Origin of the sequence: Mesorhizobium sp. M0217, from assembly GCF_040321955.1 — a bacterium.
Lineage (GTDB): Bacteria > Pseudomonadota > Alphaproteobacteria > Rhizobiales > Rhizobiaceae > Mesorhizobium.
On sequence record NZ_JAMYSN010000011.1, the window covers coordinates 167,900 to 192,182 of the forward strand.

Annotated in this window: 32 protein-coding genes, 1 other RNA gene and 1 pseudogene; 17 read left to right on the plus strand and 17 right to left on the minus strand. The window is 62.7% G+C overall.

What is annotated here, in order from left to right:
• Positions 1-147 precede the first annotated feature (147 nt).
• From NKJ18_RS19005 to NKJ18_RS19015, 3 genes are all read left to right on the plus strand, one after another.
• Positions 148-408, plus strand: a complete 261-nt coding sequence (locus NKJ18_RS19005) for a DUF2312 domain-containing protein (protein WP_023668722.1) — start codon at positions 148-150, stop codon at positions 406-408.
• Between the two features lie 93 nt (positions 409-501).
• Positions 502-942: a hypothetical protein gene (locus NKJ18_RS19010; RefSeq protein WP_352674335.1), complete on the plus strand. Its 441-nt coding sequence runs from the start codon at positions 502-504 to the stop codon at positions 940-942.
• Positions 943-949: 7 nt separating this feature from the next.
• Complete coding sequence (locus NKJ18_RS19015) at positions 950-1,261, plus strand: hypothetical protein (protein ID WP_031196451.1); 312 nt, start codon at positions 950-952, stop codon at positions 1,259-1,261.
• A gap of 62 nt (positions 1,262-1,323) precedes the next feature.
• Here the strand turns inward: NKJ18_RS19015 and msrB are convergent, their stop codons facing one another.
• The 6 genes from msrB to NKJ18_RS19045 form a co-directional block, all read right to left on the minus strand.
• On the minus strand, positions 1,324-1,728 hold the full coding sequence (gene msrB, locus NKJ18_RS19020; protein WP_013529102.1) for a peptide-methionine (R)-S-oxide reductase MsrB: 405 nt from the start codon (positions 1,726-1,728) through the stop codon (positions 1,324-1,326).
• A gap of 100 nt (positions 1,729-1,828) precedes the next feature.
• A complete protein-coding gene (locus tag NKJ18_RS19025) occupies positions 1,829-2,626 on the minus strand; it encodes an MBL fold metallo-hydrolase (protein ID WP_023668726.1) in 798 nt (265 codons plus the stop codon).
• Between the two features lie 16 nt (positions 2,627-2,642).
• A complete protein-coding gene (locus NKJ18_RS19030; protein ID WP_352759205.1) occupies positions 2,643-3,833 on the minus strand; it encodes a vWA domain-containing protein in 1,191 nt (396 codons plus the stop codon).
• 13 nt (positions 3,834-3,846) lie between these two features.
• Positions 3,847-4,089, minus strand: a complete 243-nt coding sequence (locus NKJ18_RS19035) for a type II toxin-antitoxin system HicB family antitoxin (RefSeq protein WP_352759206.1) — start codon at positions 4,087-4,089, stop codon at positions 3,847-3,849.
• 35 nt (positions 4,090-4,124) lie between these two features.
• Positions 4,125-4,571, minus strand: a complete 447-nt coding sequence (locus NKJ18_RS19040) for a GNAT family N-acetyltransferase (protein WP_352759208.1) — start codon at positions 4,569-4,571, stop codon at positions 4,125-4,127.
• Between the two features lie 58 nt (positions 4,572-4,629).
• Positions 4,630-5,493, minus strand: a complete 864-nt coding sequence (locus NKJ18_RS19045) for a LysR family transcriptional regulator (RefSeq protein WP_352759210.1) — start codon at positions 5,491-5,493, stop codon at positions 4,630-4,632.
• 141 nt (positions 5,494-5,634) lie between these two features.
• On the opposite strand from NKJ18_RS19045, the gene NKJ18_RS19050 reads away from it, so the two are divergent.
• Complete coding sequence (locus tag NKJ18_RS19050; protein ID WP_352759213.1) at positions 5,635-7,173, plus strand: MFS transporter; 1,539 nt, start codon at positions 5,635-5,637, stop codon at positions 7,171-7,173.
• A gap of 41 nt (positions 7,174-7,214) precedes the next feature.
• Here the strand turns inward: NKJ18_RS19050 and NKJ18_RS19055 are convergent, their stop codons facing one another.
• Positions 7,215-8,054, minus strand: coding sequence for an AAA family ATPase (locus tag NKJ18_RS19055; RefSeq protein WP_352459894.1), 840 nt, complete (start codon positions 8,052-8,054; stop codon positions 7,215-7,217).
• 149 nt (positions 8,055-8,203) lie between these two features.
• Between NKJ18_RS19055 and ssrS the strand changes: the two genes are divergently transcribed.
• From ssrS to NKJ18_RS19080, 5 genes are all read left to right on the plus strand, one after another.
• Positions 8,204-8,359: non-coding RNA, 6S RNA (ssrS, locus tag NKJ18_RS19060), on the plus strand.
• 92 nt (positions 8,360-8,451) lie between these two features.
• The gene (locus NKJ18_RS19065; protein ID WP_352759214.1) at positions 8,452-9,036 is read left to right on the plus strand and encodes a 5-formyltetrahydrofolate cyclo-ligase; all 585 of its coding nucleotides are present in this window, start codon (positions 8,452-8,454) and stop codon (positions 9,034-9,036) included.
• An 83-nt stretch (positions 9,037-9,119) separates the two neighbouring features.
• Positions 9,120-9,665 (plus strand): DUF3592 domain-containing protein, encoded by a 546-nt coding sequence (locus NKJ18_RS19070; protein WP_352759216.1) that lies wholly within the window; start codon positions 9,120-9,122, stop codon positions 9,663-9,665.
• 38 nt (positions 9,666-9,703) lie between these two features.
• On the plus strand, positions 9,704-10,528 hold the full coding sequence (locus tag NKJ18_RS19075) for a TIGR00282 family metallophosphoesterase (protein ID WP_352759218.1): 825 nt from the start codon (positions 9,704-9,706) through the stop codon (positions 10,526-10,528).
• 73 nt (positions 10,529-10,601) lie between these two features.
• On the plus strand, positions 10,602-11,363 hold the full coding sequence (locus NKJ18_RS19080) for a TerC family protein (RefSeq protein WP_023694576.1): 762 nt from the start codon (positions 10,602-10,604) through the stop codon (positions 11,361-11,363).
• A 21-nt stretch (positions 11,364-11,384) separates the two neighbouring features.
• Here NKJ18_RS19080 and NKJ18_RS19085 read toward each other — a convergent pair whose 3' ends face one another.
• From NKJ18_RS19085 to NKJ18_RS19095, 3 genes and pseudogenes are all read right to left on the minus strand, one after another.
• Positions 11,385-11,867 (minus strand): SRPBCC family protein, encoded by a 483-nt coding sequence (locus tag NKJ18_RS19085; RefSeq protein WP_023698429.1) that lies wholly within the window; start codon positions 11,865-11,867, stop codon positions 11,385-11,387.
• A 29-nt stretch (positions 11,868-11,896) separates the two neighbouring features.
• A pseudogene (locus NKJ18_RS19090) lies at positions 11,897-12,258 on the minus strand (VOC family protein).
• 20 nt (positions 12,259-12,278) lie between these two features.
• Positions 12,279-12,761: an SRPBCC domain-containing protein gene (locus NKJ18_RS19095; protein WP_023668738.1), complete on the minus strand. Its 483-nt coding sequence runs from the start codon at positions 12,759-12,761 to the stop codon at positions 12,279-12,281.
• A gap of 50 nt (positions 12,762-12,811) precedes the next feature.
• On the opposite strand from NKJ18_RS19095, the gene NKJ18_RS19100 reads away from it, so the two are divergent.
• The 4 genes from NKJ18_RS19100 to NKJ18_RS19115 all read left to right on the plus strand — a co-directional run bounded on the left by NKJ18_RS19100 (position 12,812) and on the right by NKJ18_RS19115 (position 15,243).
• Positions 12,812-13,135 carry an ArsR/SmtB family transcription factor gene (locus tag NKJ18_RS19100; protein WP_023668739.1) on the plus strand — a complete coding sequence of 108 codons (324 nt, stop codon included), beginning with the start codon at positions 12,812-12,814 and terminating at the stop codon, positions 13,133-13,135.
• 180 nt (positions 13,136-13,315) lie between these two features.
• Positions 13,316-14,065, plus strand: coding sequence for a YebC/PmpR family DNA-binding transcriptional regulator (locus NKJ18_RS19105; RefSeq protein ID WP_023668740.1), 750 nt, complete (start codon positions 13,316-13,318; stop codon positions 14,063-14,065).
• Positions 14,066-14,146: 81 nt separating this feature from the next.
• Positions 14,147-14,935: an RDD family protein gene (locus NKJ18_RS19110; protein WP_023700267.1), complete on the plus strand. Its 789-nt coding sequence runs from the start codon at positions 14,147-14,149 to the stop codon at positions 14,933-14,935.
• Positions 14,932-15,243 (plus strand): Rdx family protein, encoded by a 312-nt coding sequence (locus NKJ18_RS19115; protein WP_023824269.1) that lies wholly within the window; start codon positions 14,932-14,934, stop codon positions 15,241-15,243. Before NKJ18_RS19110 ends, NKJ18_RS19115 begins: the two co-directional genes overlap by 4 nt.
• Positions 15,244-15,276: 33 nt before the next feature.
• On the opposite strand, the gene NKJ18_RS19120 is transcribed toward NKJ18_RS19115, so the two are convergent.
• The gene (locus NKJ18_RS19120; RefSeq protein ID WP_023668743.1) at positions 15,277-15,753 is read right to left on the minus strand and encodes an anthrone oxygenase family protein; all 477 of its coding nucleotides are present in this window, start codon (positions 15,751-15,753) and stop codon (positions 15,277-15,279) included.
• A gap of 1 nt (position 15,754) precedes the next feature.
• Positions 15,755-16,576 (minus strand): NAD(P)H-binding protein, encoded by an 822-nt coding sequence (locus NKJ18_RS19125; protein ID WP_352759222.1) that lies wholly within the window; start codon positions 16,574-16,576, stop codon positions 15,755-15,757.
• A gap of 117 nt (positions 16,577-16,693) precedes the next feature.
• On the opposite strand from NKJ18_RS19125, the gene NKJ18_RS19130 reads away from it, so the two are divergent.
• On the plus strand, positions 16,694-17,332 hold the full coding sequence (locus NKJ18_RS19130; protein ID WP_352759225.1) for a TetR/AcrR family transcriptional regulator: 639 nt from the start codon (positions 16,694-16,696) through the stop codon (positions 17,330-17,332).
• Positions 17,333-17,348: 16 nt separating this feature from the next.
• On the opposite strand, the gene NKJ18_RS19135 is transcribed toward NKJ18_RS19130, so the two are convergent.
• Positions 17,349-17,996, minus strand: a complete 648-nt coding sequence (locus tag NKJ18_RS19135; protein ID WP_352759227.1) for a helix-turn-helix domain-containing protein — start codon at positions 17,994-17,996, stop codon at positions 17,349-17,351.
• A 96-nt stretch (positions 17,997-18,092) separates the two neighbouring features.
• Complete coding sequence (locus NKJ18_RS19140) at positions 18,093-18,416, minus strand: hypothetical protein (protein ID WP_352759229.1); 324 nt, start codon at positions 18,414-18,416, stop codon at positions 18,093-18,095.
• Positions 18,417-18,591: 175 nt separating this feature from the next.
• Here NKJ18_RS19140 and NKJ18_RS19145 point away from each other — a divergent pair, with 175 nt between their 5' ends.
• Positions 18,592-19,299: a hypothetical protein gene (locus NKJ18_RS19145; protein ID WP_352759232.1), complete on the plus strand. Its 708-nt coding sequence runs from the start codon at positions 18,592-18,594 to the stop codon at positions 19,297-19,299.
• A 51-nt stretch (positions 19,300-19,350) separates the two neighbouring features.
• Here NKJ18_RS19145 and rpmE read toward each other — a convergent pair whose 3' ends face one another.
• Positions 19,351-19,572, minus strand: a complete 222-nt coding sequence (gene rpmE, locus NKJ18_RS19150; RefSeq protein WP_023668748.1) for a 50S ribosomal protein L31 — start codon at positions 19,570-19,572, stop codon at positions 19,351-19,353.
• A gap of 205 nt (positions 19,573-19,777) precedes the next feature.
• On the opposite strand from rpmE, the gene NKJ18_RS19155 reads away from it, so the two are divergent.
• The gene (locus NKJ18_RS19155) at positions 19,778-21,580 is read left to right on the plus strand and encodes an ABC transporter transmembrane domain-containing protein (protein WP_023668749.1); all 1,803 of its coding nucleotides are present in this window, start codon (positions 19,778-19,780) and stop codon (positions 21,578-21,580) included.
• 10 nt (positions 21,581-21,590) lie between these two features.
• Here the strand turns inward: NKJ18_RS19155 and NKJ18_RS19160 are convergent, their stop codons facing one another.
• Positions 21,591-23,078 (minus strand): carboxypeptidase M32, encoded by a 1,488-nt coding sequence (locus NKJ18_RS19160; RefSeq protein ID WP_352759233.1) that lies wholly within the window; start codon positions 23,076-23,078, stop codon positions 21,591-21,593.
• 146 nt (positions 23,079-23,224) lie between these two features.
• On the opposite strand from NKJ18_RS19160, the gene NKJ18_RS19165 reads away from it, so the two are divergent.
• Positions 23,225-23,578 (plus strand): DUF1304 domain-containing protein, encoded by a 354-nt coding sequence (locus NKJ18_RS19165; protein ID WP_023668751.1) that lies wholly within the window; start codon positions 23,225-23,227, stop codon positions 23,576-23,578.
• 78 nt (positions 23,579-23,656) lie between these two features.
• On the opposite strand, the gene NKJ18_RS19170 is transcribed toward NKJ18_RS19165, so the two are convergent.
• Positions 23,657-24,082: a hypothetical protein gene (locus NKJ18_RS19170; RefSeq protein ID WP_023668752.1), complete on the minus strand. Its 426-nt coding sequence runs from the start codon at positions 24,080-24,082 to the stop codon at positions 23,657-23,659.
• Positions 24,083-24,283 lie beyond the last annotated feature (201 nt).

Below are 24,283 nucleotides of genomic sequence, written 5' to 3' on the forward strand. Positions count from 1 at the left end.
GCGCGGATCCATCACACTGGGGACGGCTGGCAGCAGCCGTTCACGAAGCGCCGATAATGGCTTGACCCGCCGCGCCTGCTCGGGCATCGAACCCGCTCCAATTTACCGCGCCAGAATCGCGGTGCGAAAAAGTAGTGGAGAAAAAACATGGCCGACGACATCACAGATACCAGCCAGACTGTTGCCGCCGGCCAGTTGCGCGCCTTCATCGAGCGCATCGAGCGGCTCGAGGAAGAAAAGAAGACCATCGCCGACGACATCAAGGAAGTGTTCGCCGAGGCCAAGGGCACCGGCTTCGACACCAAGGCGATGCGGTCGATCATCCGGCTGCGCAAGAAGGACCAGGCCGAGCGCCAGGAAGAGGAAACCATCCTCGATCTCTACAAGGCCGCGCTCGGCATGGTGTAAGGCTGTCTGGAAATTCTACTCCGGCTGATATCGCCAGAGCGAATTTCGAAACAGTCTCGGGCCAAGGAATGATGCTGGAACGGGCATCGAACCATGAGCGAATTCGACTTCGGCGCCCGCCGCGCCTCTGAATTCCGCCAACGCAGCTTCTGGGCGCTGTTCGCCGAACGGCATCCGGAGGAACGCGCTTCCATGGCGCGGCGCGGACCCTGGTTCTGGCAGCGCGGGCTGCCCGACTTCGCTCTGGTCCTGTCCATGTATGTCGCGCCGGCGCAAAGCCAAGTTGGCGTCTTTTTCGGCCGTAACGAGAAGTTCGGCGCGACCGGGGTCTGGTCGCGGCTGAAGCCGTTCCAACCGGCAATCGAAGACAGGCTGAAGCTCAGGCCGGAGCAGAGCTGCGAGGCCCTCGGCATCAATTCGATGTGGCGGGTGAACTGCTATGCCGAGGACAACTGGCCGGCCATGGCCGACTGGCTGGTGACGGAATGCTCGCGCTTCGAGCGCGCCGTCACCGACGTGCTGGGAGAGGGATAGCTATCAGGTGTTGGTGCAAAGCATCGGATCCTTCTTCGGCTCGCGCTGGCAAGGCGCGGTTCCGGTCGAGCGGTTGTTCTGGCGCGATCTGGTCCTTGTCGGCACGGCGATCAACATCACCTCGTCGGTGGCCGCGCTCATTCTGCTCGGCTTGAAGCTGCCGCTCGCCGTCGTCCTGGCGGTGCATTTCGCGCCCGTGCCCTACAACATCTTTTTGACCTTTGCCGTCTGGCGAACCACGGAAAAATCCAGTGGCGCCAAGGCTTCGTTGATGACGCTCGGGGCTACGCTTTGGCTGATCCTGGTGGTGGTTGTCTGAGAAGATTGACACGAAAAAGGGCGGCCGAAGCCGCCCTTTGAAGATGGTGGTCAAGCCGCGGCTTAAGCCGCCGGCTCGAATTTCAGCGCCACGCCGTTGATGCAATAGCGCAGGCCGGTCGGCGGCGGGCCGTCCTCGAAGACATGGCCGAGATGGCTGCCGCAGCGGGCGCAGTGGCATTCGGTGCGGACCATGCCGTAGCTGCGGTCGACGGTGTTTTCGACCGAACCGGGCACCGGATCATTGAAGCTCGGCCAGCCGGTGCCGCTCTCGAACTTGAGCTTGGATTCGAACAGCGGCTGGTCGCAGCCGACGCAGGAAAAGGTGCCGGCGCGCTTTTCGTAGAGCAGGGCGCAGCTTCCGGGCCGTTCGGTGCCATGGCCGCGCATGACCGCATATTGCTCGGGCGTCAGGCGGGCGCGCCATTCGGCGTCGGTGCGGGTGACAGGGTAGGTGTGGGTGTCCATTTGATCTCCTCAGCCTTGGCGGCTTTTTTTGATTGCAACCTCATATTCGCACAGAGATAGGCGTTTGTTACGTGTTGTGCTCGCATTTTCAGCCGAGCTCCTACCCAATCGCCTGAAGATAGCGGGCGATCGACGCATGAAATGCCGTTCTTGCGCCGCCGATGATGTTCTGCTGCCACCACGCGCCGTAGATGTCGTCGAATTCGAAAGGCTCAAGTGCCGCCGCGATGCGTCGCACGGCCGGCGCATTGAGCGGAATGTAGTTCGGATAGCTGTACATGAAGCTGACATGGCGACGCGTCGGCGTCACCTGCAATATGTCGCCGGACAGCAGGGCGTTACCGCCATCGCGTTTCCAATGCAGCACCTGGCCGCCGGCAAAATGGCCACCGCAACGCACGAGTGTCAGCGACGGGTTTATGGCCAGCGTCTCGCCCGCCCAGCTGACGATGGCGTTGTGCGGCCGCATAATCCACTGGCGGTCGTCGGCATGGAGATAGATCGGCACGCCGCCAAACGCCTCGCTCCACTCGACCATCACCGAATAATAGTGGCAGTGCGAAATGGCGATCGCGGCCAAGCCGCCGCGACGGTTGATTTCGGCTACCGCCTCGTCGCTCACCATCGAGATGCAATCCCACAGCACATTGCCGTGCGGCGTCTGCGCCAGCAGCGCCCGCTGGCCGATGGCAAAGCGCGGCTCGATGCCGAAAGCGAGAACGCCGGCATCGTCCTTCATCACAAGCCTGTGCCCGGCAGAGAGTTCTTCCCCAGTGATCCAGGCCTGGCCTTCCCAGCGCACATATTGCCGCTCGTCCTCGCAGATCGGGCAATTTTCTGGAGGGGTCTGCGTTGCCGCGAACTGGACGCCGCATTGCGGGCAAAGAAAGCAGGTCATCGGTTTTCCTCTCATATCAACGCTTGCGTGAGAGCTGCTTCGTCGCGGCTTCCAACCCGGCCAGCGTCAGTGGGAACATGCGGCCGCCGAAGAGATCGCGGATCATCGCGATCGAATGGGTGAAGCCCCAGTTTTTCTGGTTTTCGGGGTTCAGCCAGACCGCATTCGGCCATTGCTGGATGAGGCGGCCAAGCCAGACACTGCCGGCTTCCGGGTTCCAATGCTCGACCGAACCGCCGGGATGCGCGATCTCGTAAGGGCTCATCGAGGCATCGCCGACGACGATCACCTGGTAGTCGGGGCCGTATTTGTGAAGTAGGTCGAAGGTCGGGATGGTCTCGGCATGCCTGCGCCGGTTGTCCTTCCAGACGCTCTCGTAAAGGCAGTTGTGGAAGTAAAAATATTCGAGCTGGCGGAATTCGGCGCGGGCGGCCGAAAACAGCTCCTCGACGCTTTTGATGTGGTCGTCCATCGAGCCGCCGACATCGAAGAACATCAAGAGCTTCACGGCGTTGCGCCGTTCGGGGCGCGTCTGCACATCGAGATAGCCGTGCTCGGCGGTGGCATGGATGGTGCCGGGCAGGTCGAACTCTTCCTCCGCACCCTCGCGCACCCAGCGACGCAGGCGCTTCAGCGCCACCTTGATATTGCGGGTGCCGAGCTCGACGGCGTCGTCGAAATTTTTGAACTCGCGCTTGTCCCAGACTTTCACCGCACGGCGATTGCGGCTTTCATGCTGGCCGATGCGCACGCCTTCGGGATTGTAGCCATAGGCGCCGAAAGGCGAAGTGCCGCCGGTGCCGATCCATTTCGAGCCGCCCTGGTGGCGGCCTTTCTGTTCCTCCAGCCGCTGCTTCAGTGTCTCCATCAGCTTGTCGAAACCGCCGAGCGCCTCGATCAATTTCTTCTCTTCCTCGGTCAGGTGCTTTTCGGCGAGCCGGCGCAGCCATTCCTCAGGGATGTTGGCGACACCGACGGCATCGGGGCCGGTGAGCGCCTCGATCCCCTTGAAGACATGCGCAAACACCTGGTCGAAGCGGTCGATATGGCGTTCGTCCTTCACAAGCGCGGCGCGGGCGAGGTAGTAAAAACCCTGGACGTCATAGTCGACCAGCCCGGCCTCCAGCCCTTCCAGCAGCGACAGATATTCCCTGAGCGAAACGGGAACCCGCGCGGCCTTTAGTTCGAGAAAGAAGGGGAGGAACATGGTTGGCCGTTATCTATGCCGAACGGTCACGGCGGAGTCGCCACGGGCACTGTCGATTTCGCCGGATTGCAGAAGGTGGGTTGGGTATGGGCAAGTGCTTTGCGATGCGGGCTTCCGCCCATTCGCGCATAGCCGACGCGGCATCGGCTATCGCTTCAGCCGGGTTTGCGCCGGCCCCGTGGCAGCCGGCGAGATCGGGCATCCGCACTCCCCAAACGCCGTCACTGCCATCCACGATTCCGACATAGCGGATCATTCGGCTCCTTCCGCGTTATTTCGATCGCGCTCGCATCATAGCAGATCATACTCGATAAAACCTGTCCGCCGCGCGACATGGTCGTAGAGCTTGCGCGCCGTCGTGTTGGTTTCGTGGGTCATCCAATAGACGTTCTTGACGCCGATCTTGCCGGCTTCCTGCTTGACCGCTTCAATGAGGGCCGCACCGATGCCCTTGCCGCGCACATCAGGGTCGGCGAACAGGTCCTGCAGGTAGCAGCTGTTTTTCTCCGACCAGCCGGAGCGGTGATAGAGATAATGGGTCAGGCCGACCGCCTTGCCGTCGAGCGTGGCGATAAACCCCTTCGGTTCGAATTCACCTTCCGTGAACAGTCGTTTCCAGGTGATGTCGTAGACCTCGTCCGGCAGCCTGGTCTCGTAGAAGGTGAGGTAGGCAGTCCACAGCCGCCGCCAGTCGGCATGGTCGGCCAGCGCCAGCGGGCGGACGGTGATCTCGGTCATTTCGGTTCCTCCAAAGCCTTATCGGATTCCGGCGGAATCAGATCGGAAACACCATCGCCTATACCACCGGCGAATTGTACTCGCGAAATGCGGTCGCCAGCATCTGCAGCGCGTCTCGCGCCCGCGGCGCCAGATTGTGCGAATGCAGCACCACTTCGGAAGGGTCAAGCGATGGAAGACCAAGTTTGCGGCCAACCTCGATCAGGCCGGGCGGAGCGACGCAGTGAGCCAGCGCAGAAACGGCAAAGCCCGCCGATATCGCAATGTTGACGGCCGCGCCGCCGCCGCCGACGAAGGCCTCCTCCCAGGCGACGCCTGCTTTGTCCAGCGCCTCGACCGCCCGCACACGATCCGGACAGTTGCACACGGTGCTTAAGAGCGCGAGGCGCAACGGCGTTCCGCGCTGCCACTCGAAGGAAGGTGCGGCGAACCAGCCATAGTGGTTGCGCGACAAGGTCCGGCCAGGACGGCTGTCGCCTTCGCGGTGCACGATAACCGCGTCGAGCTCGCCGTGATCGAAAGCTTCCTTGAGCACCGTGCTGGTATCGATCCTCAAACTGAGCGTCAGCGATGGATCGTGCGCATGGAGCTGGGCAATCAGAATGGACAGCGCCGGACCGGCGGCATGATCGACAAAGCCGAGCGCAAGCCGGCACGGTGCTGACGCAAACTCCGCCATGGCGCGCTCGTGCGCGGCAAGGAAGTCGCGCGCGGCGGGGAGGAAGACGGCGCCTCGTGCCGACAGGCTGACGCGGCGCGGCGTTCTTTCAATCAATCGCGCGCCCAGCTTCTCCTCAAGGCGGCGCAGCTTGACGCTGATCGTCGCCTGCGTGCTGCCCAGCGCCGATGCCGCCTGGGTGAAGCTCTGCAGATCGGCCACCATCACAAAGGTTCGTACGGCGTCCACATCAAGACTGGTCATCGCAGCACTCCATTGGCCAACCATTCGATTTTGTCATTTCTGATATAGCCGAGCATAGTCTTTTTTCATGGTCAAGTCTCCTCTATGTCAAACTGGTCGCGGTTTGAAGAGCGCCGCATGTTCCGATGGAAAGAGATCGATATGCCAATTCAACGAAACACCATCGCGCTCACCGGCGTGTGCTTGGCGTCGCTCTTGTTCGGGCTCGAAATCTCCAGCGTGCCGGTGATCCTGCCGAAACTGGAAAGCGTGCTCGCCGCCGATTTCAAAGACCTGCAATGGATCATGAACGCCTACACCATTGCCTGCACCACGGTGCTGATGGCGACAGGGACATTGGCCGACCGTTTCGGCCGCAAGAGCGTGATGGTGATCACCACCGTCGCCTTCGGCCTCGCCTCGCTGCTGTGCGGCCTGGCGCCGAGTGCGGCGCTGCTGATCGCCGCCCGCTTCCTGCAAGGTCTCGCCGGCGGCGCGATGCTGACCTGCAGCGTCGCCGTGCTGTCGCATCAGTTCCAGGATGGCCGCGAACGCGGCAAGGCTTTTGTTGCCTGGAGCGTCGTCTCAGGCATCGGGCTTGGTTTCGGTCCCGCCATTGGCGGCCTGATCGTGGCGCTGTCGAACTGGCAGTGGGTGTTCCTCATCCACGTGCCGCTGGCGCTCCTGGCGCTCGCCTTTATCGGCGCCGGTGTCACGCAATCGCGCGATCACAATGCCCAGAAGCTCGACTGGGCCGGCATGCTGACGCTGTCGGTTTCTGTGTTCGGCTTCTCCTGTCTGATCACGCAGGGTGCGGATCTCGGGACCAGCGCCCGCATCGGCGTGATATTAGCCTCCGTGGCTGCGTTCATCGCTTTCCTTGTGGCCGAGAGGGTCAATCCCTATCCGATGTTCGATTTCTCCGCGTTCCGCATCCGCCAGTTTTCCGGCGCGATCATGGGCGCCATCGGCATGAATTTCAGTTACTGGCCGTTCATCATCTATCTGCCGATCTATTATTCGGGCGTTCTCGGCTACGACAGCACGACGACCGGCCTGCTGTTGCTCGTCTACACGCTGCCCTTCATGGTGATGCCGCCGATCGCCGAGCGCATTCGCGCGCGCTATCAGGCGCGAATTGCCATCCCGCTCGGTCTGCTGACGCTAGGGATCGGTTTCATCGCCATGTGGATCGGCTCCGGGCTCGAGGGCGCCACCTGGCTGACCATGATGCCCGGCACGCTGATTGCCGGCATCGGCATCGGTCTCACCAATTCGCCGACCACCAATACCACGACCGGCGCGGTATCGCCGGATCGTGCCGGCATGGCGTCCGGCATCGACATCAGCGCACGCCTGATCACGCTTGCCATCAACATCGCGGTGCTCGGCCTGCTGCTGACGCAAGGTATCGTTTCCCACCTGCGGGCCACACTCGGCGCGGCTTTGGAGCCGGATAAGTTGCGGGCACTGGCGGAAAGGGTTGCCACCGGCAATCTGGAGGGCCTTGCGCAGGGGACGCCGAAGCTCGCAGCCCTCGACCCATCCGGCGCCATCGTGCATGCCGCCCTGGTCAACGGTTTCGGCTGGGTCATGCTCTATTGCGGGATCGGCGTTCTCGCCCTGTCGGTCATCGGCTTCGTCATCTTCGGGCCGAAGCGCGTCGCGCCGCAGGAGAGAGGGTTTGCTCCCGCGGAGTAAGCGGCCAAAGCCGCCCGTAGCTGTCAGCCAACCCTCGATTCTCACCCCTGCCGTCTGGCCATGAAGGCCAGGCGCTCAAACAGATGCACGTCCTGCTCGTTCTTCAGCAGCGCGCCGTGCAGTTTCGGCAGCGCGTTCCTGGGGTCGGCGCGCAGATCCTCGGGTGCGATGTCGTCGGCGACCAGCAGGCGGATCCAGTCGAGCACCTCGGAGGTCGACGGCTTCTTCTTCAACCCCTGCACGTCGCGGATTTCGTAGAACTGGGTCAGGGCAGCACGCACCAAATTCTGCTTTATGCCGGGATAGTGCACGTCGACGATTTTGTGCAGCGTGTCGACATCGGGAAAGCGGATGTAGTGGAAGAAGCACCGGCGCAGGAAGGCGTCGGGCAGTTCCTTCTCATTGTTGGAAGTGATGATGACGATGGGGCGCACAGCGGCGCGGATCGTTTCGCCGGTTTCGTAGACGAAGAACTCCATCCGATCGAGTTCCTGCAGCAGGTCGTTGGGGAATTCGATATCGGCCTTGTCGATCTCGTCGATCAACAGCACGACCTTCTTACCGGCCGCGAAGGCGTCCCAGAGCTTGCCGCGCTTGATGTAGTTTTTGATGTCGTTGAACCTGGCATCGCCGAGCTGGCTGTCGCGCAGCCGCGAGACAGCATCATATTCATACAGTCCCTGCTGCGCACGGGTGGTCGACTTGACGTGCCATTCGATCAGGTCGAGGCCGAGCGCCGATGCCACCTGGCGGGCAAGCTCGGTCTTGCCGGTGCCCGGCTCGCCCTTGACCAGCAATGGCCGCTCCAGCGCGATCGCGGCGTTCACCGCCACCATCAGATCCTTGTCGGCGACATAGGCCGCCGTGCCTTCGAAACGCATACTTGCTCCTCGGTTGGTGAGCGCGACCGTAAGGACGCTGCTTGACCTGTGCAAGGGCGAGCCGGCTGCGACGCAAGCGTGTGAGATCGAAATGGAAACATCGGCTCATGTCACTAGCGCTTGACCGACCAGCCGCCTATATTGGGCTTGGCGGTCTGCGCTTCCCGGCAGGAGAACATTTTCCCCGGGGCCTTAACGATCCTTAGGGAGCTGTCCCTGGGAAGACCCGTGGGTTTTCTCATACGGCGCCCACCTACTTTGTAGGTTCCCGGGATCGCTCTCTCCACCGGTTGTGTGGATCGTCACTTACCTGTATCCGCCCAGTTTGGCGGATGATGTGGTAGAAAACGTCGCTCATGAAACGTCACCCAGATCCGACCTTTTCTATCGTCCGCGCATGACATCTCCCAAAGACCTGAAAAAGCAGTTGCGCCTCGAGGCACTCGGCCGTCGCGATGCGCTCGATCCGCTGCGGCGGGTGGAGATCGCGCTTGAAATGGCCGAGACGGCGCGCGACCACCTCGCCATCGAGCCGGGTCAGATCGTTTCAGCTTTCTGGCCGATGCGATCGGAAGTCGACGTCAGGCCGCTGATGTTCGCCTTGCGCGAGAAGGGGGCCAGGCTTTGCCTGCCGGCCATCCTCGACAAGACCACCATAGTCTTTCGCGAACTGGTGCGCGGCGCGCCGATGGTCGAGATGGGTTTTGGCACGGTCGGTCCGCATGCGGAGGCCGAGGTTCTCGATCCCGCGGTGATGCTGGTGCCGCTCGCGGCCTTCGACAGCCGCGGTCATCGCATCGGGTATGGCGCCGGCTATTACGACCGCGCCATCGCCAGGCTGATCGACAAGGGCCAGCCGCCACGACTGATCGGCATCGCCTTCGATTGCCAGGAGGTGGGTCTGGTGCCGGATGAGGCGCACGACGTCATCATCCCGGAAATACTGACCGAGAGCGGTTTGCGCCGCTTCGATATCGCTTAAAAGACCGCGATCCCGCTTAACGCGTTTCCAAGACGTGCCGGATAGTATTCCGGCAACACAGTCCGATCCGATGGCGGCCATCCATGTTTGTCTTCGCACGCTTCCTGCTGATGCCGTTCGTCCTCATCGTGGTAACGCTGTTCGCGATGGCATTGCACATTTCCGGAACGGCCCTGCACCACCAGTTCGCCTGGTATCAGACGGTTGCCACAGTGACGGATGTCAGTTCCTACAGCGAAGCCCAGGGTAATGGCCTCACCGCGAAAGGCATCAACGTCGCTGTCACCTATGTCGCGAACGATGCACCGATGACGTGGTCCGGCAAGGGAAAGGACATCGGCCTCTGCACGGCGTCCAAAGGCGACGCGGTGAAGTTGTATTACAACCCTGCCAATCCATCGATCCTCGATACCGCGGCGATGAAGGGCTGGCGCGGCGGGCTGTTGCTCTTGGCCGCTACTGGTGGGTTCACTGTTTTCTACGTCTGGTTCTTCTGGCTGCGCGGACGCACCACACCGCCGGCGTCACCGATGATGCCTTCGGCAGTTCGCGTCGCGGGCGCGAGCGCAAAGCCGCCTCAACAGCAGCGTGGTAATTTCGGCCGGCGTTGGCGCCAATCGCCCGGGTAGCGCTTGCCTAGCGTCCGTGCCTCTGGATAGAAGTGGGCATGAGACTTCTCTTCCTCGGCGACATGGTGGGCAAATCGGGACGTACGGCGGTGTGGGAACAACTGCCCAGCCTGATCTCGGATTTCAAACTCGACTTCGTCATCGTCAATGGCGAGAACGCCGCCGGCGGCTTCGGCATCACCGAAGACATTTTTCGCGACACCATCGCCGCCGGTGCGGATGTCGTCACCACCGGCAACCATGTCTGGGACCAGCGCGACGCACTGGTCTTCGCGCCGCGCGAGGAGCGCTTCTTGCGCCCGTCCAACTTCCCCAAGGGCACGCCGGGCCGCGGTTCCGGCGTCTATATCGCCAAAAACGGCGCGCGCGTGCTGGTCGCCAACATCATGGGCCGGGTGTTCATGCATCCCGAGCTCGACGATCCGTTCCAGGCCGGCGAGCGCGAGCTGGCCGCCTGTCCGCTGGGCGAGCAGGCCGATGCCGTGGTCATCGACTTCCATGCCGAAGCGACCTCGGAGAAAATGTGCTTCGCGCATTTCGTCGACGGCCGCGCCAGCCTCGTCATCGGCACCCATACGCACCAGCCGACGGCCGACCACCAGATCCTCAACGGCGGCACCGGCTACATGTCCGATGCCGGCATGTGCGGCGACTATGATTCCTCGCTCGGCATGGACAAGGAAGAGCCGCTCAACCGCTTCCTGTCGAAAGTGCCGAAAGGCCGCTTCGAGGCGGCGACCGGACCGGCGACATTGTGCGGCGTCGGCGTCACTATTTCCGACCGCACCGGCCTGACCGAGAAGATCGCGCCTTTTCGTCGCGGGCCGCGGCTCGAAGAAACCGCGCCATCCTTCTGGTCATGACATTGATATAGTCGAGTAAAGTACCTAACTGGCGACGAAACTGCTCTAGATCGTTAAAGAGGGGACGACCTCCATGCAGCTGATCGAGTTCTTTGCGCCGCATTTTCAATTTGTTTCCGATCCAACCGCGTGGGTCGCGTTGCTGACGCTGATCGTCCTCGAGGTCGTGCTCGGCATCGACAATCTGATCTTCATCTCGATCCTGACCAACAAATTGCCTGAGGCGCAGCGCGCCCGCGCCCGCCGTCTCGGCATCTCGGCGGCGCTGATCATGCGGCTGGTGCTGCTCGCAACCATCTCCATCATCGTGCAGCTGACGACGCCGGTGTTCACAGCGTTCGGCCATGGCTTTTCCTGGCGCGACCTGATCCTGATTGCCGGCGGCCTGTTCCTGGTCTGGAAGGCGACCAAGGAAATCCACCACACCGTCGATCCCGACGACCACAAGGATACGATGATGGGCGAGACGCTGCAGATCTCGCTTGCCGGCGCCATCTTCCAGATCCTGCTGCTCGATCTCGTCTTTTCGATCGATTCGATCATCACCGCCGTCGGCATGACCGACGAGATTGCCATCATGTACATCGCCGTGATCGTGGCGGTGAGCGTGATGATGCTGGCGGCCGGGCCGCTGGCCAACTTCATCGCCAAGAACCCGAGCATCGTCATGCTGGCGCTGGGCTTCCTGCTGATGATCGGAATGACGCTGATCGCCGACGGCATGGGCTATCATGTGCCGAAGGGCTACATCTACGCCGCGATGGGCTTTTCCGCCCTGGTCGAGGGCCTCAACATGCTGGCGCGGCGAAGGAAGAAATCCAGCGGTGGGCATTGAGGCTGGGCGATCGGGGCGATCCTAGCGCCCCGGCACGCCCTTCGGATAACGGTCGCCGATCAGGCCAAGCGACAGGCCCTGTTCCAGCCATGCCTTTGCGCCGGCAAGAACCAGTGCGAAGCCGTCGGTCGAGCCGACCGCCTGCTTGACCTGCTCGTCGGCGGTGCCGGCGAAGCCGAAATTGCTGACCTCAAGAAAGGTCGCACCGTCAGGCGTTTCGGCGCCGGGCATCTCCGTGAATGTCCAGACCACAGTGGTCGGCGGATCGCTCCATTGCATGACGATCTTCTTGTTCTCGACGATCTCGCTGACATTGACCATCGCCGAGGCCCCGTACATGCGCCACTCCCAGCGAACCTCTTTGCGGCTATCCAGCCGGCCGCTACTGTGGGTAAACCAGAATTTCGTGGTGATGGCCGGGTCGACGATCGCCTCGAAGACCTCGGCGACCGGCCGCCTGATCAGCATGCCGGCTTCGGCAGTCGGCGTTTTGTGAATTTCCATCGATGCTCCTTTCCTTGTCCGATTTGCGCTCACCAGGCGTCAGGCTCGCGCACCATGTGAACGATGCTGGCCGGGTTGGCGATCCAGAAGCCGCGAAAGCCTTCGCCCAGGGGCTCGACGGCGTCGCAACGGACGACGCCGGCCTTGGCGAGATGATCCGCAATGGCTGCAGAATTGTCGGTGAAAAGCTCAAGCCAGACTCGGCCTGGCTCAGCATCGGCGCCTCGTCGATCCACAGACGGTTTGGGCCAAGCTCGAAGCCGATGGCCGGCGTCTTGGCGGTGAATGGATTCAAGCCGACGACGTCGCGATAGAAGGCGATCGTCGCCTCGTACTGATGTGACGGGACTTTCATGGCGATGTTGATTCCACCTATCATTTTCGCGGTCATTGCGGGCTCCGTTGCGCTGTTCATCTGTTTGTCTCGTTGGCCGGCTCGCCCCTCATCTCGCCGCGGTAGTAGCCGTCGCGCAGATTGATGCCGTATTCGACATAGGCCTTCATGCAGGCCAGCATCTGCGACCAGCCCTCGCAATTGAGGTAGGATTTCTGCAGGCCGACCACGCCTTCCGGCCAGCCGGATTCAGCAATGGTCACAAGGGTGCCGCCATCGTCCAGCGGCTCGAAGTTCATCTCGATGCGTGTCTTGTAGGCGGGCTTGCCTTCGGCATCGGTGGCATCCCAGCGCAGCACGATATGGCGGTCCTTGATCACCTCATCGACTTCGACGGGCACCTTGCCCCACCAGACCACCCCGGTGCCGGCCTTCAGCGGCGCGCTGGCGCCGCCGATGGTGGTGAAATAGCCACTCAGCTTTTTGGGATTGACGACGGCGTCGAAGACTTCGGCGACCGGTTTGCCGATGCGCCCGGAAACTCTGAATCCAAGAGACATATCCACAGCTCCTCCTTGATTGGCTCGACGATATGTTATAGAAACATAACATGTCAAGCCAAACCGCAGACGATCACGTTTTCAAGGCGTTGGCGCATCCGCGCCGTCGCGAATTGCTGGATCGGCTGAAGGATGCGCCGCAGACGACCGGCATGTTGTGCGAGGCGTTTCCCGACATCGATCGCTGCACCGTCATGCTGCATCTCAAGGTGCTGGAAGAAGCCGAACTGGTGGTGGCAAAGCGCCAAGGGCGAGAGCGCTGGAACCATCTCAACGCGCTGCCGATCAAGCACATCCACGACCGCTGGATCAGCCAGTATGCCGGCCATGCGCTCAGCATTATCGACCGGCTGAAGTCCGATCTGGAGGGCTGAACCGGCGCGGCTGGACGAATTGAGCCGATTTATCTATAAGCCGGCCATTCCGACAGAGAACGCCGTGCATCCATCGCGTTGCACCTTGGACGGCTCTGAAAATTTGAATTCGAGTACCCGGGAGGACGAGGTGAGACCGCCTCGCTTCGGGATGCTCTAGCCGAAGACGACAGGGGTGCCATGGCCGGCCATTCACAGTTCAAGAACATCATGCACCGCAAGGGCCGGCAGGACGCGGTGCGGTCGAAAATGTTTTCCAAGCTGGCGCGCGAAATCACCGTCGCCGCCAAGAGCGGAACACCGGATCCGTCGATGAACCCGCGTTTGCGCCTGGCCATTCAGAACGCCAAGGCGGTGTCGATGCCGAAGGACAACATCCAGCGCGCCATCAACAAGGCATCGATGGGCGATGCCGAGAATTACGAAGCGGTGCGCTATGAAGGCTATGGGCCAGGCGGCGTGGCGCTGATCGTCGAGGCGCTGACCGACAACCGCAACCGCTCGGCCTCGAACGTGCGCGCCGCCTTCACCAAAGCCGGGGGTGCGCTTGGTGAAACCGGCTCGGTGTCGTTCATGTGGAACCGCGCCGGCGAGATTTACTATCCGGCCTCCGCCGGCAGCGCCGACAAGGTGATGGACGCGGCGATCGAGGCCGGCGCCGATGACGTCGAGTCCGACGAGGAAGGCCACACCATCTACTGTGCGTTCGAGAGTATGGGCGAAGTGTCTAAGGCGCTGGAAGCCTCGCTTGGCGAGGCCGAATCGGTGAAGCCGATCTGGCAGCCGCAGAACAATGTCCCGGTCGACGAAGAGCGGGCGCAATCGCTGATGAAACTGGTGGCAACGCTCGAGGACGATGACGACGTGCAGAGCGTCTACGCCAATTTCGAGGTCGACGACGAGACCATGGCCAAGCTCAGCGCGGCGTAGGTCCGTGCAATACAGTCGGATGCGAATATTGCTGTATGACGGCGGCCTGCCTATAGATTAGTCAGTTTTCAGGGGGGGCCGATGACCGACTATAAAGAGGCAAGTTTTGCCGATGCGGTGGCCTGGCCTCGCCGGCCCGGCATATGGCGACGGTTTCTCGCTGCACTCATCGACTACCTTGTAATCCTGATCGCCCTCTATTTGCTCGTAGGGGCTCTATTTCTGCTGACCAACGGTGGCGTAAAAGGCAGCTTTTGGCTGAACTGGAAACTATGCCAGGAGGGTACGGTTCACGGTGCCCCGACACTTGCCCGTTATGATTGGCAGGTGTGTAGAACATCAGTACTCGGTTTGCCGGTCGCCATATGGAGCGTGGGTACGGCGCCGGGCTCAAAGCCTGGAGAAACCTCCTCCATCTCGATCGATCTGGATTCGCAAGGGAATTTCAGGCCTGCAGCATTGGACCTGGGTTTCCTCGAGCTGATCGCTCTGGCGTCTTATCTCCTCATTATGGAGTTGAAGTCCGGCCAATCAATCGGCAAGCGGCTCACGGAGCTCACTGTACATGATGAGGACGACAGACATAGGGTCGGCCTGCCGGCGAGAAAGGCTGTTCGGCGGCAACTTATCAAGTTTCTCGGCGCATTACCGATCGTCCTGACGGGAAGCTGGTATGCTTTTCAGGCTTGGGGCACCGCTCCCGGTGGCGTGCAGGATTACTCCAGCCTGGAAATAGTGGTTGCATCCGCTGCCCTCGTTTTGGTGCTGATCTGGCCGGTCTGGATTGCGATATCCATAGCTCTGGGCGACGACCCGATACACGATCGATTCGCAAATACCACGGTGCGCATACAGGAGGCCCAGACATGAGTGTGCCGGAGAGGCCCCGCGTGGTCATCACCTATTGCACGCAGTGCCAGTGGCTGTTGCGGGCCGGCTGGATGGCGCAGGAACTGCTCTCCACCTTCGGCACGGATCTTGGTGAAGTGACGCTGGTGCCGGGCACAGACGGCATCTTCACCGTTTCCTGCAACGATGTGCTGGTCTGGGACCGCAAGCGCGACGGCGGCTTTCCCGATGCCGCCAAGCTCAAGCAGCTGGTGCGCGACGTCATCGATCCGGGCCGCGATCTCGGTCATTCCGACCGCAAGGGTCACACGCAAAAGGACCCCGCTTGAGGCGAGGTCCTTGCGTTTGCGAAGTGTCATTTTTCAGAGCAATGCGAACATGAAGCAGGCCATCGACACGATGGCGGTGATGGTGCGGACGTGGTTCCACATCACCCATTGATTCAGATGGTTCGCCCACACGGCTGCGCCATTGGCGCTGGCCGGGTCGACGGCGGCGAGCGCATCGTTGAGCGGCACATTGAAGACCATGGTCACGATCGGGTTGCCGATCAAATAGATCACGGCGCCGGCAAGCAGCCAGTATGAGCCGGACTGGCTCCACCCCATGAGAACGGCGGCGATAAGCACCAGACAGAGCAGGCCGGTGCCGAACAGCGCCGTCATGAAGGTGGGCGTGATCACCGTGATGTTGATCGAATTCATCGCTGCGATGCCTTGGGGGACCGGCAGCCGGGCAAGCGCCGCCATGATAAAGTTGGAAAAGGCGAAGAACACGCCGCCGACGACGCCCGAGCCGATGGCGGCGATGATGGTGAGGGTGGGAAGAAGCTTGATCATCTCAGTTGCTCCAGATGCCGGTTGCAGCGGTTTCATTTGCGTAGGCGGAAAAGTCTTTCGGCGCGCGGCCGAGCACACGCTGGACGCCGTCGGTCAGCGTCTCGTTGCGGCCGTCAAGCACCTCGGTGAACAGCTCGTTGAGCAGCCAGGGGATTTCGGGCGGCAGTTCGTATGCCGCCGTCGCGGCGGTGAATTCGTCATGCGAGATCTTGATATAGCGGATGTCGCGGCCGGTCGCCTTGGCGATCTCGGCAACCGCGTCGGCGAAGCTTAGCGGCCCGGTCAACTCATAGAGCTGGCCGACATGACCCGGTTCGGTCAGCGCAACGAAGGCAGCATCGGCGATGTCGTCGACATCGACGAAGGGCTCGCCAACAGGGCCGACAGGCAAAGCCACTTCGCCTTGCCGCAAGGACTCGACGAGAAAACCTTCACTGAAATTCTGCGAAAACCAAGCGCAACGCAGGATCGTCCAGTCAGCGCCCGAGGCTTTGACCATCTCTTCGGCGCGCTGGGCTTCGGTCTCGCCGCGGCCGGAGAGCAGCACCATGCGGGTGACGCCATTTGCCACCGCAAGCCTGGCGAAGGCGCCGACGGTCTCGGCGGCGCCCGGCACGGCGATGTCGGGATAGTAACTGATGTAGACGGCGCCCACGCCCTGCATGGCAGGCTCCCAGGTCTCCGGAACCTCCCAGTCGAAGCGGGGGCTGCCGGAACGCGAGCCGATGCGCACGGGAATGCCCTGTGAGGTCAGCCGCTCGGCGAGGCGACGGCCGGTCTTGCCAGTGCCACCGAGGATCAGGACTGGTTTGGTGTCGGTCATGGTGGTTTTCCTTTGTTACAAATATGAGTAATCCTCACATTTGCAAAATGTGATAAACCCTCGTATTTTGGGAGTCAAGCCGTTTGTTGGCAGATTTTGTCGAGACCGGAGGCCGTCATGGAAGACACAGCAACGCCCGCATCTGAGGAGCAGGTCGCATCGCCGCGACGGGCGCCCACCCAGCAGCGCAGCCGCGAGCGGGTCGAGCGCATGCTGGCCGCAGCCTCGGCGCTGATTGCCGAGCAAGGCAGCGACGCCATGCGCATGGGCGAGGTAGCGGAACGGGCCGCGGTGTCGATCGGCTCGCTCTACCAGTTCTTTCCCGACAAGCGGGCGATCGTCTGGGCGCTGGCCGAGCGCTATACCGCCGAAAGCCAGGCCTGCATCTCCTCGGCGCTCAAGGATGTCGTCGACGCCGAGGGCCTGCGGCAGGCGTTTTCGGAGCTGGTCGATATCTACTACCAGCTGTTCCTGGCCGAGCCGGTGATGCGCGACATCTGGTCGGGCACCCAGGCTGACAAGGCGCTGCGCCAGCTCGAACTTGCCGACAGTCGGGCGAATTCCGAATTCCTGACCACGGTGCTGAAGCGGCTGCATCCCGGCGCCGATCCGGTAGCGCTGGAGACGACGGCCTTCCTCGTCTGGCAGATGGGCGAGGCTGCCGTGCGGCTGGCGATCTCGGTCGACCGGCAGGAGGGCGACAGGCTGGTCGCCGCCTACAAGCGCATGGCGCTGCGGGAACTAGTCGGCGCCTGACCGGTGTCGCCCGCCTTCATTTTGTCTCGCCTGGCAACGGCAGGGCCGCCAGCTTTCGGTTTGACAGCCGATGCTCCAGCCGCCAGACCTTCGGGGTTAAGCCTGTCACGCGCAGGAACTCGCGGTTGAAGTTCGATTTGCTGAGAAACCCGGCGTCGAACATGATGCGGGTGATGGGTTCGTCGCTGGCCGCCAGCAGGCGGCAGGCTTCGCCGATGCGCTGGTTGTTGGCATATTGCGACACGCTCGATCCGTGGATGCGGTTGACCGCCGACGACACTTGCCGCGCCGGCAGGCCGAGGCGCCTGGCGATACGGCCGAGGTTGAGGTCAACGTCCCTGTAGAGTTCTTTTGACTGCATCAGCGCGTCGACCGCCGCCGCGACCGCGGAATCCTCGCTCGTCGCCCGTGGCGTGGCTTGCGGCCCATCGTCTTCATCGTCATCCAGAGGCGCGGTTTCGCTGGCCACCGCGGCTGCACCGCCAAGCAGCAGCAGCGCCAGCACATTGCCGGCGGCAATCACCGCGCCGGAATGGGCACCGCCGGTCCATTCGAGGTCGAGGCTGATGATAATGTCGGTGACCGGCGACGCCAGGATCGCCAGCGTCGTCACCAGCAGCGCCCGGTAGGGAGCGCAAGACACCGTCCAGACGCGACTCGGCAAGGCCGTCCGGCCCGACCCGCGCAAGCCAAAGAAGGGCGACGCCATAACACAGGAAGACCAGCATGATCACGGGGCCTACCGGCTCGCGCCAGAAGATCAGCAGCAGGGCCACAAGACAGGCCGGCAACAGATGCGGCCACAGCGAAGCCAGGCGATGCCGCGAGCGTCCCTCGCAAGACCGCTGAAGGCTATCCAGGCAAGCGGCGCGATCAATGTCGCCAACACTGCCTGGAAAGGCATGATTGCCCTGACATCGTAGCCCCAGCGGATGCCGATCAGCACCGACTCCAAGGCATAGGCGGCCATCAGCAGCATGAAAAACATGTTTTCGCGCAGATCGGCCTCGTTTCGGCGGATCATCTGCGCAAGCAGGATGACGAGCAGCAGGGCAACGACGAATGGCAAGGGAATGAAGATCATGATCGCAAGCGTGGTTCCAAGGCGGCCGATGATGGACCGGGCGGCCGACAATGACCTGGATTGCGTTCACGGTCGTCCCGGATCGTGATCGAGGTCGCGAAAATCGACGTCTCGGATCATCTGGGCCACGCCGCGGTCCCTTTCGCGACCGCCCCACCCATGCTCGGAGACAATGATGAAATCCGCAATTCTCGTCTTGCTGCCCTTTGCCGCAGTTGCGCTGGCACCGCCGGTGGCCGGTGATGCCGCAAAGACGCTCGATCTCGCCGGTGTGACCGCCATCATCATCACCGGCGAGGCAAGCTCGGTCAAGCTGACCACTTCAGGTGCAGAACCCTACCAGGCGACGATCGGCAGCCGCCGCGAGGGCTGGTTTGCCAGCTGGTATTCGTCCTGGTTCGCCAATGACTGCCGCACCGCCAGCGACATGAAGCGAGAGGCCTCGACGTTGCGCATCAATGTCGCTCCGTCGTCCTGGCTGGACCCTTCGGATTGCAGGGTCGAGATCAACGCCAACATTGCGCCCGAGAGTTCGGTGTCGATCGACCAGGCGGCCTTGCTGGCCAGTATGACGGGGAATTTCTCCAGCATCGCCATTACCGGCAAGGCGGCCGATGTTTCGCTCGAAGGGCATGCTTCACGCATCGATCTCAAGGGCGAGGCGCTGAGGGCCAATCTCGCCTATGGCAGCGTCCGGAAGGACGAGACTGTCGCCATTGCCGGCAAGGTGCTGGATGCCACGCTGACCTTCGGCCGGCAGGTTCAAATCAGCTACTCGGTGACCGCGTCGGCGTCCTTCGTCGACAGTTCGCTTGCCAACACTGCCGGCGCCAAACCCTCGATCGTGATCAAAGGCGATTTCGTCCGCGCCACGATCCGCTGAACAAAAAACCCGCCACAAGGGCGGGTTCCTGATCTGCGAAAGCCGATAGGCTTAAAGGCCGAACCCTTCGAAGCGCTTCTTGAACTTCGACAGGCGGCCGCCGCGGTCGAGCAGGGTTTGCTGGCCGCCGGTCCAGGCCGGGTGCGTGGTCGGGTCGATATCGAGGTTCATCGTATCGCCTTCCTTGCCCCAGGTCGAACGGGTCGAGTATTCTGTGCCATCGGTCATGACGACCTTGATGGTGTGGTAGTCGGGATGGATATCGGCCTTCATTGTCGTGCTTCCTGGCTTGTGGCGCTACAGACGGGCCCGTGGCCTGCGTCGATGCGCCCCTTTTTAAAACTCGAAGCCGCAGCTATTGAAAAGCCACGGCTTCTAAAACGGTCGGCGAGCCTATACATCAGCCGGAATTGAATCACAAGGCCACGGCAGGCGCATATTGAACGCGCCCACCTGGAAGCGGCCAGAGGAAACGGTCATGGCGGACATCAGCGGCGAGCAAGACGGGCGCAGGCGCTCGCTCGGGCCGCTCAGGCGCCTGTATCCCTATATATTCCGCTACCGCAAACTGGTCATAGGCGCCCTCATTTCGCTCGCCATCGCCGCGGCGACGACGCTGGCGCTGCCGCTGGCCGTGCGGCGCATGATCGACCACGGTTTCAGTGCTTCCGGCACCGTCTTCATCGCCGAATATTTCGCCGCTTTGGTTGCGATGGCAGCCATTCTGGCGGCGGCGTCGGCCGGACGCTACTACTTCGTCATCACGCTCGGCGAGCGGGTCGTCGCCGACATCCGCAGCGACGTGTTTTCGCATGTCACGACGCTTTCGCCGTCCTTCTTCGACACCGCGCAATCGGGCGAGATCGTCTCGCGGCTTGCCGCCGACACGACGCAGGTGAAATCCGCCGTCGGCGCCACCGCCTCGGTGGCGCTGCGCAACGTCATCCTCGGCCTTGGCGCGGTGGCGATGATGGTCGTCACCAGCCCGAAACTGTCGGGCCTGGTGATCGCGGCCATTCCGCTCATCGTGCTGCCGCTGGTCGCGTTCGGCCGTTCGGTGAGGCGCCGGTCACGGCAGGCGCAGGACACGCTGGCGCAAGCGACCGCCTATGCCAGCGAGCAGATCGGCGCGGTGCGTACGTTGCAGGCGTTCACCAACGAGACGCTGGTCACCGGGCGGTTCTCGGCCGCGGTGGAAGCCGCCTTCCAAGCGGCGCGCTCGTCGATCTTCTCCCGCTCGCTGCTCACCTTCTTTGCCATCTTCATGATCTTTTCCTCGGTCGTGGCGGTGTTGTGGTTCGGCTCGCGTGACGTGCTTGCCGGCACGATGTCGCCCGGCACGCTCGGCCAGTTCCTGCTTTACTCCGTGTTTGCCGCAGGCGCGCTGGGCGCACTGTCGGAAGTCTGGGGCGAGCTTGCCCAGGCGGCGGGTGCGGCCGAAAGGCTGACCGAGATACTCGACGAGACGCCGGCGATTCAACCGCCGGCCAATCCGCTGCCGCTGCCCGCCAAGGCGACAGGCGCGATCAGTTTCGACGACGTCTCCTTCTCCTACCCGGCAAGGCCGGACCGTGCCGCCGTCCACGGCTTGAGTTTTCAGGTCAAGCCCGGCGAGACGGTGGCGATCGTCGGCCCGTCGGGCGCCGGAAAGAGCACCGTCTTTTCGCTGATCCTGCGCTTCTACGATCCCGAAACTGGCCGCATCGCCATTGACGGCGTCGACGTGCGCGAAGCCGATCCGGCTGAAGTGCGGGAGCGCATTGCGATCGTGCCGCAGGATGTCACCATCTTTGCGGCAAGCGCGCGCGACAATATCGGCTTTGGCCGGCCGGGCGCGACGAATGCCGAGATCGAGGCCGCCGCCAGGGACGCGCTGGCCGACGAGTTCATCCTCAGGCTCGACAAGGGCTACGACAGCCAGGTCGGCGAGCGCGGTGTGACCTTGTCCGGCGGCCAGCGCCAGCGCGTGGCGATCGCCCGCGCCATCCTGCGCGACGCGCCGATCCTGCTGCTCGACGAGGCCACGTCGGCGCTCGACGCCGAAAGCGAAACGCTGGTGCAGACGGCGCTGGAACGGCTGATGCAGGGCCGCACCACCATCGTCATCGCCCACCGGCTGGCGACCGTGCTGAAGGCCGACCGCATCCTGGTCATGGATGGCGGCCGCATCGTCGAGGAAGGCACGCACCAGAGCCTGGTCGCCAAGGGCGGAATCTATGCAAGGCTGGCCAAGCTGCAGTTCGAAACCGGAGCAAGCGCCTTCAGGGGTGCCGCGGAGTAGCAACCCGCAATCAGGCGGGACCATACCGCTTGCGGAGATGCTCGGTGAAATACGCGGCGTTGAGCTTTTCCCCGGTGGCGCGCTCAAGCAGTTCGGGCGTCGACCAGCGGGATCCCTGCGACCAGATATTGTCGCGGCGCCAGTCATTGATGGCGGCGAAATTGCCCTTGGCGAGGTCGCTGTCGGCTGAAGGATGGTCGCGCGTCAGCGCAGCCCATTGCTGCGCCGCCATCATAGCGCCCAGCGTATAGGACGGGAAATAGCCGAAGGCGGCGCCTGGCCAATGCACGTCCTGCATCGGTCCGTTGGCTGGGTTGTCGATGGTCGAAAGGCCAAGATACTCCCGCATCTTGGCGTCCCAGGCTTCGGGCAGGTCGGCCGCCTGCAGCCGCCCCGAGACCACCTCCTGCTCCAACTCGTAGCGCAGGATGACATGCAGCGGGTAGGTGACCTCGTCGGCGTCGACGCGGATCAGGCCGCGCTCGACCCGGTGCACATGCGGCAGGATGTCGTCGAGCGACCAGGCTTCGCCGAGATGCTTTTCGACCACGGGCAGCGCCCAGCGCCAGAATTCGGGGTTGCGGCCGACCTGTTTCTCGACGAACAGACTCTGGCTTTCATGCACCGCCATGCCGCGCGCCTTGCCGAGCGGCCAGTGCGCCCAGGCCTTCGGCAGGTTCTGCTCGTAGAGCGCGTGGCCGGTCTCGTGCAGCACGCCCATCAAAGCCGACAGGAAATCGGACGTTTTGTAGCGGGTGGTGATGCGAACGTCGCTCGGCACCCCGCCGCAGAAGGGATGGTGCGATACCGACAGAGAACCATGGGTGAGGTCGAAGCCGACCGAAGCCATCATGGCGAGACCAAGCTCGCGCTGTTTGTCGATCGCATAGCTGCCGGAGAGCGGCTTCAGCGGGCGCTTGGCCAGTCGCGCTTCCTGTACGGCCAGCGCTTCCGGCACGAAGCCCTTCAGGAATGTCTTCAGCTCGGTGAAGACCGGCGTGATGTCGGCGGCGCGGTTGCCAGGATCGTATTGCTCCATCAGTGCGTCGTAGGGATCGAGGCCGAGCGCGTCGGCGCGCAGGGCGGCTTCCTCGCGCACCAGCGCGATGACACCTTCGAGCGCCGGCAGGAATCCGGCCCAGTCATTCTTGCCGCGCAGGTCGCGCCAGAGCTGCTCGGAGCGCATACGCGCCACCGTCTGGCGCTCGACGAATTCGACCGGCAGGCAGGTCAGGTTGGTGTATTGGCGACGCAGTTCGCGGACCGCCGCCTGCTGCTCCTCGTTCAGCGCCTCCTGTTCGGCGGCGGCGAGCCAGTCGGCGATCTCCGGCGCCGTTGCCCTGATATGCAGCATCCCGGCCAGGGACGACATGGCTTCGGCGCGCTTCTCGCCGCCGCCGACGGCCATGTGGGTCGCCTCGTCGGCGCCGAGGATAGCGAGCGCATGTTCCAGCGCTTCGAGCTTGTGGCCGAGATCATCGAGCTTCTGAAAAGACATGACAGGTTCCGCGTTTTGGACCGCGGGAAAAGATACCAACGCGCCAGGATTGGCAACCCTCAAAGCTGGCTATGCAGCTTGCGCCGGTGAGCTGGTGCGTGGAATGCTGGCTGACGGTGGAACACCGCCATGGAGGGGAGACTAAGATGATCGGCAATATCCTGGTCGGGCTGGTGGCCCTGATCCACCTCTTTATCGTCTATCTGGAGATGGTGGCGTGGGACACACCGCGCGGGCACAGGGCGTTCAACCTCAAGCCGGACTTCGCCAGCGCATCGAAGGTGCTCGCCGCCAATCAGGGGCTCTACAACGGCTTCCTTGCCGCCGGGCTGATCTGGGGCCTCTATCTCGGCGCGGCGGGATTCCAGATCAAGGTGTTCTTCCTGCTTTGCATCGCCGTCGCCGGCCTCTATGGCGCGGCGACTGCCAGCCGGAAGATCCTCTATATTCAGACCGTGCCGGCGGTGCTGGCCCTCGCTGCGCTGTGGCTGGGCTGGTGACAAAAAAGACGCCCTCGGAGCCAGATCCGGGGGCGTCAGACAGTCCCTTCCTCATTCCTGGAGATATCAGAGCGGATCTCAGCCGTTCGGATAATTCCCGCCGTCGGAGCCATCACCGATCATGAAGCCGCTGCCGGTGTCGGACATCAGCCTCTGATCGACATTGTCGAGGCGGCGCAGCAGATCGTGATATTGCGCGGCCGGGATCCGGCCATGGTCCGAAGCGGCGACCCGTTCGGCGGCCTGGCCGATATGCGCCGCACGCAGATGCAGCCACTGCGCTTCCGAGGTCGAGATGCCCTTGGTTTCGCGCGCATCCGCGATGCCCTGTTCGACGCCCCGCACCTGCTCGATCAGGCCGGTCACACGCGGACCGGTCATGTCGGTCGGGTCGCTGGCGTCGAGGGCGCCCTTGTGATGTCCGGCGGCATAGGCGCCGGCGAGTGGAACAGTGATCAGAAGTGTCGTGAGGGTTGCGGTCCTGAGAGTCTTCAAAGAGCTCATGATGTGCGTCTCCTCCTGCTATGGAAGGGGCAAGCGCTTTCGCTCCGCCTTCCGGAAGCGGGCCGTCCGGTTCCGTCGCGTCGCGATGGGAGGCATCGCCGGCGGTTCTCGGCCCTGCGCGTCAAAGTAGGAGCCCGGAAACGCGAAGTGTAATTAAAGAAAGATAATGTTCAGGCCTTGCCGGCCTGGCGTTTCGCCCTA

Bases quoted from the DNA above. Each gene is read 5' to 3' on its own strand.
- NKJ18_RS19160 (WP_352759233.1), bottom strand. From the start codon at position 23,078: ATGTCTTTTCAGAAGCTCGATGATCTCGGCCACAAGCTCGAAGCGCTG.
- NKJ18_RS19115 (WP_023824269.1), top strand. From the start codon at position 14,932: ATGAGTGTGCCGGAGAGGCCCCGCGTGGTCATCACCTATTGCACGCAG.
- NKJ18_RS19035 (WP_352759206.1), bottom strand. From the start codon at position 4,089: ATGATCCGCTATGTCGGAATCGTGGATGGCAGTGACGGCGTTTGGGGA.
- msrB (WP_013529102.1), bottom strand. From the start codon at position 1,728: ATGGACACCCACACCTACCCTGTCACCCGCACCGACGCCGAATGGCGC.
- NKJ18_RS19085 (WP_023698429.1), bottom strand. From the start codon at position 11,867: ATGGAAATTCACAAAACGCCGACTGCCGAAGCCGGCATGCTGATCAGG.
- NKJ18_RS19100 (WP_023668739.1), top strand. From the start codon at position 12,812: ATGTCAAGCCAAACCGCAGACGATCACGTTTTCAAGGCGTTGGCGCAT.
- NKJ18_RS19130 (WP_352759225.1), top strand. From the start codon at position 16,694: ATGGAAGACACAGCAACGCCCGCATCTGAGGAGCAGGTCGCATCGCCG.
- NKJ18_RS19025 (WP_023668726.1), bottom strand. From the start codon at position 2,626: ATGACCTGCTTTCTTTGCCCGCAATGCGGCGTCCAGTTCGCGGCAACG.
- NKJ18_RS19145 (WP_352759232.1), top strand. From the start codon at position 18,592: ATGAAATCCGCAATTCTCGTCTTGCTGCCCTTTGCCGCAGTTGCGCTG.
- NKJ18_RS19120 (WP_023668743.1), bottom strand. From the start codon at position 15,753: ATGATCAAGCTTCTTCCCACCCTCACCATCATCGCCGCCATCGGCTCG.
- NKJ18_RS19050 (WP_352759213.1), top strand. From the start codon at position 5,635: ATGCCAATTCAACGAAACACCATCGCGCTCACCGGCGTGTGCTTGGCG.
- NKJ18_RS19125 (WP_352759222.1), bottom strand. From the start codon at position 16,576: ATGACCGACACCAAACCAGTCCTGATCCTCGGTGGCACTGGCAAGACC.
- NKJ18_RS19030 (WP_352759205.1), bottom strand. From the start codon at position 3,833: ATGTTCCTCCCCTTCTTTCTCGAACTAAAGGCCGCGCGGGTTCCCGTT.
- NKJ18_RS19070 (WP_352759216.1), top strand. From the start codon at position 9,120: ATGTTTGTCTTCGCACGCTTCCTGCTGATGCCGTTCGTCCTCATCGTG.
- NKJ18_RS19005 (WP_023668722.1), top strand. From the start codon at position 148: ATGGCCGACGACATCACAGATACCAGCCAGACTGTTGCCGCCGGCCAG.
- NKJ18_RS19165 (WP_023668751.1), top strand. From the start codon at position 23,225: ATGATCGGCAATATCCTGGTCGGGCTGGTGGCCCTGATCCACCTCTTT.
- NKJ18_RS19110 (WP_023700267.1), top strand. From the start codon at position 14,147: ATGACCGACTATAAAGAGGCAAGTTTTGCCGATGCGGTGGCCTGGCCT.
- rpmE (WP_023668748.1), bottom strand. From the start codon at position 19,572: ATGAAGGCCGATATCCATCCCGACTACCACACCATCAAGGTCGTCATG.
- NKJ18_RS19075 (WP_352759218.1), top strand. From the start codon at position 9,704: ATGAGACTTCTCTTCCTCGGCGACATGGTGGGCAAATCGGGACGTACG.
- NKJ18_RS19170 (WP_023668752.1), bottom strand. From the start codon at position 24,082: ATGAGCTCTTTGAAGACTCTCAGGACCGCAACCCTCACGACACTTCTG.
- NKJ18_RS19045 (WP_352759210.1), bottom strand. From the start codon at position 5,493: ATGACCAGTCTTGATGTGGACGCCGTACGAACCTTTGTGATGGTGGCC.
- NKJ18_RS19155 (WP_023668749.1), top strand. From the start codon at position 19,778: ATGGCGGACATCAGCGGCGAGCAAGACGGGCGCAGGCGCTCGCTCGGG.
- NKJ18_RS19080 (WP_023694576.1), top strand. From the start codon at position 10,602: ATGCAGCTGATCGAGTTCTTTGCGCCGCATTTTCAATTTGTTTCCGAT.
- NKJ18_RS19095 (WP_023668738.1), bottom strand. From the start codon at position 12,761: ATGTCTCTTGGATTCAGAGTTTCCGGGCGCATCGGCAAACCGGTCGCC.
- NKJ18_RS19065 (WP_352759214.1), top strand. From the start codon at position 8,452: ATGACATCTCCCAAAGACCTGAAAAAGCAGTTGCGCCTCGAGGCACTC.
- NKJ18_RS19055 (WP_352459894.1), bottom strand. From the start codon at position 8,054: ATGCGTTTCGAAGGCACGGCGGCCTATGTCGCCGACAAGGATCTGATG.
- NKJ18_RS19140 (WP_352759229.1), bottom strand. From the start codon at position 18,416: ATGATCTTCATTCCCTTGCCATTCGTCGTTGCCCTGCTGCTCGTCATC.
- NKJ18_RS19010 (WP_352674335.1), top strand. From the start codon at position 502: ATGAGCGAATTCGACTTCGGCGCCCGCCGCGCCTCTGAATTCCGCCAA.
- NKJ18_RS19105 (WP_023668740.1), top strand. From the start codon at position 13,316: ATGGCCGGCCATTCACAGTTCAAGAACATCATGCACCGCAAGGGCCGG.
- NKJ18_RS19040 (WP_352759208.1), bottom strand. From the start codon at position 4,571: ATGACCGAGATCACCGTCCGCCCGCTGGCGCTGGCCGACCATGCCGAC.